Origin of the sequence: Dictyobacter arantiisoli, from assembly GCF_008326305.1 — a bacterium.
GTDB lineage: Bacteria > Chloroflexota > Ktedonobacteria > Ktedonobacterales > Ktedonobacteraceae > Dictyobacter > Dictyobacter arantiisoli.
Genome location: NZ_BIXY01000081.1, coordinates 26,149 through 33,993 on the forward strand (window position 1 = coordinate 26,149; position 7,845 = coordinate 33,993).

Genomic DNA, 7,845 nt, shown 5'->3' on the forward strand with positions numbered 1-7,845 from the left:
TTATAGATATTTGAAAGATGGATACTTTTATGTGTTGGGAGTTCAGGCCTTATGCCATATCCTGTTGATCCTATCGTGCTCTCCTATGTGCAGGCGGACGAGTTATTAAAAGCTCACAAACAGACACTCAGTGCAGTGGATATTTCTCCCGATCTGGGACTCACAACTGTATCAGTGGCACTCTCGGAGCAAGGCATCTCATTTGAAAAAGGAGAACAACTGAGCTGGCAACAGATCGAGAAGATCAAGCGCTCAGACGTAAACTGTTTTTTACTTGAGGATGACACGATACGTCCGATCCAATTCTTTTCTGAAGCGACCAACAGGATGTGTAGCCTCTTACCAACCAGACGTACACCCAGTATGTTGATTGCAGGCTTCACCATGCACCGCATCGTCGATATCGACCCCATGCAGGATACACACAAAAAGATCGCTACCATTACGCCTATCACGGGACGTGTATTGGATACAGCTACAGGATTAGGCTATACTGCCATTGAGGCCGCCAGAAACGCGCTAGAAGTGGTCACGATTGAACTGGACCCGGGGGCACAATATATCGCCCATCAGAATCCCTGGTCACGTGACCTCTTCAATAATCCCCACATCACTCAATTAATGGGCGATGCCTACGAACTGGTTCCCAGCTTCGAAGATGAAAGCTTCTCCAGCATCATCCATGATCCGCCTGTCTTCAGTCTGGCAGGCGAACTGTACTCAGGCGTCTTCTATCAAGAACTCTATCGCATATTGAAGCGCGGCGGTCGACTCTTCCATTACATTGGCGATTTGAATAGCAAATCCAGCGGTACCGTCACGCGCGGAGCCCTGAAACGGCTGCAAGAGGCTGGCTTTAAACGTGTCGTGCGCCGACCTGAAGCCTTCGGCGTCGTGGCGTATAAATAATGCTCAAGAGTACAGGCTGCTAGCTGTCGAGTGGAGCACAACGGTAAACATTCAAGCGCAGCGTAAAAGAGTGAGGCCAGAACAGCAGGACTAAATAGCCTGCTGTTCGTCACGCGCGACATAGAGAGCATGATACTCAATAATCCCCTGAATGATCTTCTCGACCGAACCGTAGCGTGTATCAACCGGCCACTGTTCCACATGTCCCTCATTGCGCTCTACATCCAGCCAGATACGTGCTCGGCTGGAACCATCGTTGGGACTCAATTGCAGAACCAGATTGCGTGCCTGAGAAAAATCGAGCACTTTGAGATCTCTGGGGTCCGCGAGATAGTTATGACACTGTACCACACCATCCGGCGTTAAAAGCATCAAAGAATGTCGAAAAGCCAGGCCGCGTCGATATCCAACCACCATCACCAGCAGTGCGACAACGACCGGTACAATCCAAAAGGAGAGACTCAGATTTTGCACTAATGGTATCAGATGATGGTAATCTACTGGATGCGGCGTCCCCTGAGGTCCAGATGGGACGCCGGGATTGGATTCAACCAGCCAACCAAGTATACTCAGAGGCCCCAGACTGATCAGCAATCCTAACTCGATAATACAGAGCACAATCAGAGTAATCAAGGCGGACAACGCGGCCAGCCAGAGCGGCTTCCCCTGGCCAGGAAACACACGCCAATCCTCAGGAATTGGGCCACGCAAAGCTTGATCCAGAAGAGCATCGGAATTCAACATCATGAGTATCCTTTCAATCATGCGCAAAGTGCATTAAACCTTCATTATGTATACTCATTACGGCGATACTCTGGATGCATAGCTACCTGAAAGAGAAATTCCTGCGCAGTATCAGGGTTTGCGGCGAAAGAGCAGATAGATAACATCGACAGTGATCGTTAAGGCAGTCATAGCTGCCATCAGGGCTCGCTGTTCGTCTGTGAGATGCCAGAAGTTGGGGGTCATGGTGACAATCTGGACAATTTCAGAATGCTGCAAGGCGAGATCATAGGTTAAGGGATGGGTATCGATGAGATCAAAGTGAGTGCCACACTGCTCAATGACGTGCTGTTGCTTATTCTCTTCAATCTGTAAAAGATGGAGTTCTTCACGCAGTTGCTGAATATGATTGGGACCAGGGATAACCACCAGGAATAATCCATCTGGGATAAGCACACGGGCATATTCAGGTATATTACGGGGCGCAAAGATATTGAGCATGCAGTCTAAGATACTGTCGCGCACTGGCAGCGCCTCTTTGAGGTCGGCCGCCAGGAAGAAGGATGCGGGATAGCGCTTTGCGGCCATACGTACTGCATCCTTAGAGATATCAATACCCAGGTTGATTACCTGCTCGCCCGTAGCGTAGAGTTGCTCATATAAGCGCCCACTATAATAGCCTTCACCACAGCCAGCATCGAGGAGATGGATAGGGGTCGTGCGCCGCTGTGGTAGGTGCGCAATCAGCAAGGCATTTAAGGCGTCTGAGACAGGCTGATAGTAGCCTTTATCGAAGAAGGCACGCCGGGCCTGCAACATCTCTTTGGTATCGCCCAACACCTTTTTACGCAGGACATTAACATAGCCCTCACGAGCCAGATCAAAGCTATGGGAACGTTCACAGCGTAAGGTGCCACTTTGTTCCTCAAGGGGCAACTGACAGATAGGACAGCATAAGAGTTCTCCGACAAGGGTTGAATACATAGAATTCCCTTCCACCACCGATACGGTGTGACTGTGCAAATAATCTTATCTACAACGCAAATGTAAACAGGTATGTTAGAATAACAACAGAATACTATTTAAATGAATAGTATCTCATTCTATGGATAATGTGAACTGGTGCAACAGATCGCTGCGAGATAAAAAAAAAAAACGTAACGAGGAAAAGAAGTATGGAATACGCGGTACTTGGCGGTGGTGCCCTGGGATTAATGGCCGCATATCGATTAACGCAGGCTGGTCACTCAGTGATGATCTTTGAGCGGGAGGAAATGGCAGGCGGGCTGGCCTCAGGCTTTAAAATTGATGATATCTGGCTGGAGAAGTTTTATCACCATATTTTTCGCTCCGACAAAATGGTTATCAGTGTGATTGAAGAGCTGGGATTGAGTGAGCGGCTGGAATGGCAACATCCTCGTACCGTCAGCCTGGTGGGAGGCGAGAACCATCAACTGGATGATCCTATTTCGCTACTCAAGTTTTCTCCTCTGACTGTCTATGAGCGCCTACGCCTGGGCGCGGTGATGGCCTTTCTCAAAATAGCGAATCCTGACTGGCTCGAAGGCAAAACAGCCGATCCCTGGCTGGAGCGCTGGATGGGGAAACATGCCTATCAAATGATTTTCAAGCAGCTCTTTGTGGGTAAATACGGTAAGCTCTATGATCAAATCGCCTTGCCCTGGTTCTGGGCCCGTATCCATGATCGTACATCGCAGCTCGGCTATCTACGCGGTGGCTTCCAGCTGGTGTATGATCGTCTGGTCGAATTAATTACGCAGGGCGGCGGCAAGCTGCTGCTCAAGACCAGCGTCGAGAAGGTTGAACAGGATGCGCAGGGCGGCTGGCAGGTTACCACGAACCAGGGGAGCTGGAAGTTTGAACGCATCATTTCAACCCTTCCTACCCGTCTGAGCATGCGCTTGATTCCTGAGTTGCCAGAAGCGTATCGCCAGAAATATGACTGGGGGCAGGCTTATGGGGCCCATTGTCTGATTTTAGCTCTGGATCGCCAGCTAACAGATAGCTACTGGATCAATATTTGCGATACAGGTTTTCCTTTCACCGGCATTTTTGAGCACACAAACTTCCGCTCGGCCGCTGAATATGGTGGTCGGCATCTCGTCTATCTGGGCAACTACCGTCCCATGGATGATCCAATCTTCAAGCAAAGCAAGGAAGAGTTGATTACAGAGTTTATACCGGCACTCAAAAAACTGGTGCCCACGTTTCAGCCGGAGTGGATCAGCGAGAGCTGGGTCTTTTCAGCACCCTACGCCCAGCCGATTGTCACAACCGATTATCGGCAACATATTCCGCCGCTCCATCCACCATTGCCCAATCTCTGGCTCGCCAACATGTTCCAGATTTATCCCCATGACCGTGGACAAAACTACTCATTAGAACTGGCAGACACCCTCGTCAAACAGATTCTCGCATAGAGGGTTCTAACGCGTTATGCCCAATTTTATCTCACCCCTAAAGTTGGGAATAGCAAAAATGCCCTTTCTAGAAAATATTTACAAAAAAGCTGCAAAATGGCGCTACAAGGACTTGTAAAAAGTTTGAGACATGTGCTATACTAGTGATGAGCAGAGTAAAAGCTCGTGACATACGAGTAATCTGCACGTAAGTCAATCAAGCGTAGACTCAGCTCATGGATAAGTTTGGCGAGTTTATTGCATGAATGTCATCGGGGTGTAGCGCAGTCGGCTAGCGCGCAGCGTTCGGGACGCTGAGGTCGGAGGTTCAAGTCCTCTCACCCCGACCAGGATGGCACATACTTCTCCCTTTAAAAGGGAGTCAGGAGCATCACAAATCCAATAGGATCAGTAGTGCGTAGCGACGAGAAGTATGTGCCATAATTTTTTTTCCAGGCACAATCAAGGAGACTACAGAAATGCAGGGATATCAGATCTACGCGACAGCCAGCATCAATGACTGTCCACTGATACAACTGCATGCCAACGCGCACGCGGTCAGGTGTAGGCCAGCGATGGCAAGTAGGAGCAAATATGCGGTGCCTCATTCTCCTGGACATGCAATGTATCTCCCCATCTCTATCCACATAGTCGTCACAGGCAGTAGTAGCAACTAAGGAGCGCAAGGCAAGGAGCTCCACGCTCTCTGACGTGCCTCTGATTGGTTCTCACTGTCTGTATGTCACTCATCGGCTCTGACAGAGAGGAAGGAAAGCCATTCATGCCTGTTCTTGTGTTGAATTCCTCATTACAGCCACTCTCGGTCATACCCGAGCGTCGTCTCATCGTATTATTGTCCAAACAAAAAGTGACATTTGTAGATGAGCAGGTACGCGAATTGATCGAAGAGAGCATTCAATTACGCCGTCTTGAGTCGGAACGTCCGGTCATCGTCCAGTTGCTGGCCAATGTCCGTGTTCCACGCGTCGCGTTACAGCCGACCCGCACCAATATCCTGTTGCGCGACGATGAAACATGTCAATATTGTGGCAAACGTAGCCGCGATCTGACGCTCGACCATATTCTGCCACGATCTCGCGGCGGGCAAAGCACCTGGGAGAACCTGGTAGCATGCTGTAAACATTGCAATGGAAAAAAAGGCAATCGTCTCTTAAAAGAGGTAAATATGCATCTCTTACGCCAGCCACGAGCGCTGACGCAAGAATACGCGGGCTTTTTCCTGCTCCGCTATCCCAAGCTCCGCGAGGCCTATGAACAATTTTTGATGAGTGCGATGGGACTGAAATCGGCCAATCCCAGTCATAGTATAAGTGCCTGATAGCAATAGCGTCGATATCCTGTATTCATTTTTCTATTCACAAAGTGCTTATTCAGGGCGTGGCGAATGCTGATAAGCGGGCAAGATAAAGCTCGCGATAGCAAGGTAAAGAAATAGCCCATCTATGTACCGGTAGATAGTCACGCCCTATCTATTGCCAGAGTGAAACGTAAATAGCGTTGTATTTACTCGTCAGTGAGGGATTGAAAACGCTGTAAGATGGAAGCAACCCAATCCCGTTCCGCACGCGACATGATCAGGCGGTGCTCAACTGCCAGATCGACGCCACGGCCAAAACCATGCCTGGGTGTCTGCTCAAAGCCCACAATCTGCCGATCCAGCTCCTGTAAGTGCCCCTGGAGGCAGAGGGACACATCCTCATCGGGTAAACTGTCCAGAAACATCAAGCCAATATCAAAAGGAAACTGGATCACTCCGGCATGCTTCAAATATTCATGCAAAAGCTCAAAAAACTTCTGCTCACCCGTCGGGGTAATTGTATACACTTTTTTCTGAGGACGATTTCCAGCTTGTTCCATCGTCCCGTCAACATATCCTTGATCGCAGAGACGCTCCAATAGCGTATAAGCCGTAGAGCGCTTCATATCAACCATACGACTCAAATTTTTTTCAATGAATTCATTGATTTGATAACCATGCTGGCTTTGTGATTTCAGCATGCCCAGGAGCAATAAACTTCTTTCATCCATTTTCTCATGTTTCCCTGACTATAATTTGTAGTATGATACATACTACGCGACTACTTCGCGTACTGACTGCTGTATAGATAGATCCGCCCTCATTATAATCGAGATTGACTAATTAAACAAAAGAGACTACAATATCCAGAGATGAATAGTCGGAATCGACTATTGTGTGATTGAATTATCAATGAGGAGAAAAAGCTATGTTGATAGCCGTTAATAAAATCCCAACCACCAGCGCGGAGCAGCGTGAGGCTATATCAAAAGGCTTCCGTCATGCCACTCCAGGAATGAAACAATTCAAGGGATTTCTGGGAATGGAATTGTGGACCGAGTCCGATGGCACCATCAACGCTATCTCACGCTGGGAGTCTAAAGCAGCCTTAGAGGAATATAAATCCAATCCCTTGTTCGGACAGCATCATGGCCAGGCTGGTGACAGCGCTCAGACAGCACATAGTGAACACGGTGGGCATGGACACGGCGAGCATGGTGCTCATGGCCAGCAGCCTGTTCCTGCCACTTATTATGAAGCAGAAGTGCTCTCCTAAGCAGTACCACGACCAGATAGAGCCTGGCTCTATCTGGTCGTCCATCATTAACTATCAAAGTTCGTATTAATACCAGAGGAATGATTAAGACAGGGGGATGGAGCCGGTAAACGCATAGTGATCAAAGGAGAGCAATATGTTTATTGTTACAAACCGTCTGGAGATGTCAGCAGAACAGCAGCAGAAAATGATCATGGCATTCCGTAAGTCGATGCCCACACTCCAACAATTTAAGGGATTCCAGAGCTTTGAGACCTGGATCAGCGATGATGGATCATATATGCTGGCGGTCTCGCATTGGGAGTCCAGAGCGGCCTACGATAACTATGTTAACAGCGAAACCTTCAGAAAGCATCATGGCGGGGCCAGTAGTGAAGAGATGCAGCCACATGCCAATATTACCTATTACGCTGGAGAAACACTTGGTTAGAAACACAATGAGAGGATAAAAAAAGATAAGGGGAAGCTGGTCATTTTGTCCATTTGTCTGTGAGAAGAAAAATTTGCTCAAAAAAAGGTTGACAAATGCGCAAAGACATTGTAATATGTATACATACAAGAACACCTGTCTGTGCAGGTGAGCTGGTGACATTAGCGAAGAGGGTACACCCGTTCCCATCCCGAACACGGTAGTTAAGCTCTTCCTCCCCGATGATACTCCGTGGGCAACTGCGTGGGAAAATAGGAAGTCGCCATCTCACCCGCCCACACGGGTGTTTTTTGTTGTCCATTTTTGATCCACCTTATTGCATGAATCTTCGCACCCGAACTGCTCAAAGATTTTTAGTGTATAGTGCAGGCGCGGCAATCACTGCTTACAGAAGAGGGCAACAAAAAAGACTTTATGCTCTCAGAGAGCATAAAGCCTACTTGTATGGGTCTGAACCACTGAAACGTGCATTTCCTCAATTTTGCCGAGCGCTTTCCTGTCAGCTTCGTTGAAGCAGACGACGCGCCATCCATTGCAGAGCCACGATGAAGATACTGAGTGGGAAACAAGCCGTACGATCATTAGGGCGGCTTCGCTGCACCTGTTACCAGGCTTGCACGTGCCGTCTATCAACCAGGTGTTCTGCCTGGGATCTTGATCTCACGAAGAGATGGGAAAACTTATCTTGGGTGCGGCTTCGCGCTTAGATGCCTTCAGCGCTTATCCCTTCTCGACATAGCTATCCAGCTCTGGCCCGGGCGGGCCAACT

General features: G+C 48.7%; 9 protein-coding genes, 1 tRNA gene and 2 rRNA genes. 7 read left to right on the forward strand and 5 right to left on the reverse strand.

Annotated features, from left to right (window positions below; translation table 11 throughout):
• Positions 1-51 precede the first annotated feature (51 nt).
• Positions 52-909: a class I SAM-dependent methyltransferase gene (locus F1593_RS21465; protein WP_149403616.1), complete on the forward strand. Its 858-nt coding sequence runs from the start codon at positions 52-54 to the stop codon at positions 907-909.
• A gap of 90 nt (positions 910-999) precedes the next feature.
• Here the strand turns inward: F1593_RS21465 and F1593_RS21470 are convergent, their stop codons facing one another.
• Together F1593_RS21470 and F1593_RS21475 are read right to left on the reverse strand one after the other, a co-directional pair.
• On the reverse strand, positions 1,000-1,656 hold the full coding sequence (locus tag F1593_RS21470; RefSeq protein ID WP_149403617.1) for a hypothetical protein: 657 nt from the start codon (positions 1,654-1,656) through the stop codon (positions 1,000-1,002).
• 108 nt (positions 1,657-1,764) lie between these two features.
• Entirely contained in the window at positions 1,765-2,616 is an 852-nt protein-coding gene (locus F1593_RS21475) for a putative RNA methyltransferase (RefSeq protein WP_149403618.1), read from the reverse strand.
• Between the two features lie 191 nt (positions 2,617-2,807).
• Between F1593_RS21475 and F1593_RS21480 the strand changes: the two genes are divergently transcribed.
• Positions 2,808-4,073 (forward strand): NAD(P)/FAD-dependent oxidoreductase, encoded by a 1,266-nt coding sequence (locus tag F1593_RS21480; RefSeq protein ID WP_149403619.1) that lies wholly within the window; start codon positions 2,808-2,810, stop codon positions 4,071-4,073.
• A gap of 252 nt (positions 4,074-4,325) precedes the next feature.
• Positions 4,326-4,402, forward strand: a tRNA-Pro gene (locus F1593_RS21485).
• A 21-nt stretch (positions 4,403-4,423) separates the two neighbouring features.
• On the opposite strand, the gene F1593_RS21490 is transcribed toward F1593_RS21485, so the two are convergent.
• Positions 4,424-4,672, reverse strand: a complete 249-nt coding sequence (locus tag F1593_RS21490; protein ID WP_149403620.1) for a hypothetical protein — start codon at positions 4,670-4,672, stop codon at positions 4,424-4,426.
• 161 nt (positions 4,673-4,833) lie between these two features.
• Between F1593_RS21490 and F1593_RS21495 the strand changes: the two genes are divergently transcribed.
• Complete coding sequence (locus tag F1593_RS21495; protein ID WP_172632329.1) at positions 4,834-5,391, forward strand: HNH endonuclease; 558 nt, start codon at positions 4,834-4,836, stop codon at positions 5,389-5,391.
• Between the two features lie 185 nt (positions 5,392-5,576).
• Here the strand turns inward: F1593_RS21495 and F1593_RS21500 are convergent, their stop codons facing one another.
• Positions 5,577-6,101: a PadR family transcriptional regulator gene (locus F1593_RS21500; protein ID WP_149403622.1), complete on the reverse strand. Its 525-nt coding sequence runs from the start codon at positions 6,099-6,101 to the stop codon at positions 5,577-5,579.
• 197 nt (positions 6,102-6,298) lie between these two features.
• Here F1593_RS21500 and F1593_RS21505 point away from each other — a divergent pair, with 197 nt between their 5' ends.
• From F1593_RS21505 to rrf, 3 genes are all read left to right on the forward strand, one after another.
• Complete coding sequence (locus tag F1593_RS21505; protein ID WP_149403623.1) at positions 6,299-6,646, forward strand: antibiotic biosynthesis monooxygenase family protein; 348 nt, start codon at positions 6,299-6,301, stop codon at positions 6,644-6,646.
• A gap of 136 nt (positions 6,647-6,782) precedes the next feature.
• The gene (locus tag F1593_RS21510) at positions 6,783-7,076 is read left to right on the forward strand and encodes an antibiotic biosynthesis monooxygenase family protein (RefSeq protein WP_149403624.1); all 294 of its coding nucleotides are present in this window, start codon (positions 6,783-6,785) and stop codon (positions 7,074-7,076) included.
• Between the two features lie 151 nt (positions 7,077-7,227).
• Positions 7,228-7,344, forward strand: a 5S ribosomal RNA gene (rrf, locus tag F1593_RS21515).
• Positions 7,345-7,637: 293 nt separating this feature from the next.
• Here rrf and F1593_RS21520 read toward each other — a convergent pair.
• Positions 7,638-7,845, reverse strand: a 23S ribosomal RNA gene (locus F1593_RS21520); the annotation flags it as partial.